This is a genomic window from Dehalococcoidia bacterium, assembly GCA_025060295.1.
Taxonomy (GTDB): domain Bacteria; phylum Chloroflexota; class Dehalococcoidia; order Lucifugimonadales; family HRBIN23; genus HRBIN23.
The window spans coordinates 1-1,914 of record JANXCH010000015.1 but is presented as its reverse complement, the minus strand read 5'-3'; the positions used below and the strand labels follow the sequence as shown (position 1 = coordinate 1,914).

At 64.5% G+C, this 1,914-nt stretch carries 4 protein-coding genes; 1 reads left to right on the top strand and 3 read right to left on the bottom strand.

Going from position 1 to position 1,914, the window contains the following annotated elements:
- Positions 1–316 (bottom strand): signal peptidase II (locus NZ951_06965; protein MCS7207652.1); only part of this gene is annotated, 316 nt, incomplete at its 3' end.
- 59 nt (positions 317–375) lie between these two features.
- On the opposite strand from NZ951_06965, the gene NZ951_06960 reads away from it, so the two are divergent.
- Positions 376–1,224, top strand: a complete 849-nt coding sequence (locus NZ951_06960) for a cytochrome c biogenesis protein CcdA (GenBank protein MCS7207651.1) — start codon at positions 376–378, stop codon at positions 1,222–1,224.
- An 82-nt stretch (positions 1,225–1,306) separates the two neighbouring features.
- Here the strand turns inward: NZ951_06960 and NZ951_06955 are convergent, their stop codons facing one another.
- Positions 1,307–1,756: a DNA starvation/stationary phase protection protein gene (locus tag NZ951_06955; protein ID MCS7207650.1), complete on the bottom strand. Its 450-nt coding sequence runs from the start codon at positions 1,754–1,756 to the stop codon at positions 1,307–1,309.
- Between the two features lie 17 nt (positions 1,757–1,773).
- Positions 1,774–1,896, bottom strand: coding sequence for a dienelactone hydrolase family protein (locus NZ951_06950; GenBank protein MCS7207649.1), 123 nt, complete (start codon positions 1,894–1,896; stop codon positions 1,774–1,776).
- Positions 1,897–1,914 lie beyond the last annotated feature (18 nt).

Here is a 1,914-nt window from a genome sequence, read left to right as displayed (position 1 = left end):
TGTAGAACAGGATGAGCACCACCAACCCCACCACCGATGCCACGATAAGGAAAAGGGTATACCCCTGGAACAGGCCGAAGGCGCTCCCCGTATTGGTGATATGGGTAAGGCGCAGGAAAGGCGTCAGCACCACCGACGCCCCCTCGGGCAGGACAGCCTGGATCACCGCTTTAGACACCTGGTCCAGGGCCAGGACCGCCAGCAGGGTAACCAGGAACACCCCGTCCCGCGCCCACCGGGGGCGGGCAAGGGGGAGACGGCGCTGTCGCTGGGGAAGGGGAGAGGCCGTGGCTTCCACACCCTCAGCATACCACACAGGGGTGTCCTTTGCGGTCGTGCCCCCATGCACCTATCATCGGAAGTAGGGGGGAAGGCGTGTCGCAGGCCACAGGTGTGCCGAAGGCCAAAGGGAAAGGGGGCCTGGGAGCCTTTGGCGTCTCCCTGCTCCTCTCTTGCGCCCTGGTGGGGGGGGCTCTTTTCCTGCTCCTGGCCCTGCGCAACGGCATCACCGCAGCGGTGGCGAGCCTGGCCGATATTCTACCCGTGGGCTATGCCTTTGCGGCGGGCATGGTCTCCAGCGTCAACCCCTGCGGGTTCTTCATGCTCCCCTCCTACCTGGCCTTCTACCTGGGCACCCAAGAGGCCGACTACGCCACCCTTTCGGTGTGGCGACGGTTGCTACGGGCGTTTCTTGTGGGGGGTGCAGCAACTTTCGGGTTTGTGGCGTCCTTCGGGGTGCTGGGGGCGGTGGTTGCGCTAGGGGGACGGTGGCTCATCGGCATCTTCCCCGTGGCGGGGATAGCCATCGGCTTGGGCATGGTCGGATTGGGGATTTGGCTGTTGGTCTCGCACCAGAGCCTAGGGATTATGGCGGCCAGCCGGGTGGTGGTAACGCCCCAGCGCACCTTGCGCAATGTGTTCCTCTTTGGGATGGCTTATGCGGTGGGCTCGCTCAGTTGCACCCTGCCCATCTTCCTGGTGGTGGTGGGAAGCGCCTTAGCGAGCCGCGGGTGGGGGGCATCCCTGGGGCAGTTTATCAGTTACGCCCTGGGGATGGGGGCGATGCTCATCCTGCTGACGGTGAGCGCCGCCTTGGTGCGGGATGCGTTAGCCCGCTGGCTCCGGGGGGTGATACCCCATGTGCACCGCATCAGCGCCCTGTTCCTGATAGGTGCGGGGGGGTATCTGGTATATTACTGGGGGGTTTACACGCGGGGGGTATAGGCTCTTCCCCCGGGGCATAGGACCCGTGCCACCGTTTGCCCTGTTGGGGTCAGGTTGCCCCGAGCCCCAACACCCCTTGCCCTCACGCCAGGTGGCTCCGGAGCATCCAGGCGTGCTTTTCGTGGGCAAACTGGCGTCGGATGCCCAGATCCATACTGGCCTGGTCCTGGGCCGCTTCCGCAGCGGCGATAAGGCGTCGGGCCACCCCGGCCACCGCCTCGTGGTCCGCGGTCAGGGTGCGGAGCATCTCCTCCGCCTTGGGCCGCCCCGTGTCCTCCTTCACCACGCTCACCTTCACATATTCGGCGTAACTGCCCGGTGCCCAGGCACCCAACGCCTGCATCCGCTCGGCGATCTCGTCAATCGCCTCCTCCAGTTCCTTATACTGCCTTTCAAACAGCAGGTGCAGAGCCGAAAACAAGGGCCCTGACACATTCCAGTGGTAGTTGCGCGTCTTCAGGTAGAGAAGAGAGGTGCTGGCTAACAGAGCCGACAGAGCCTCCAGAACCGCCTGTTTGGACCCTATGGACATAGTGCTCCTTTCGGTGGTTACCCCAAATGCTGGCGGAAGAAGGCCAGCGTCCGCCGCCAGGCGTCTTTGGCGGCGCGGGCGTTATAGAGGGGGCGGGTGTCGTTGAAGAAGGCGTGGTCCACCCCCCGGTAGATGCGCACCTCCGCCTGCTTCCCAAA

Bases quoted from the DNA above. Each gene is read 5' to 3' on its own strand.
- NZ951_06955 (MCS7207650.1), bottom strand. From the start codon at position 1,756: ATGTCCATAGGGTCCAAACAGGCGGTTCTGGAGGCTCTGTCGGCTCTG.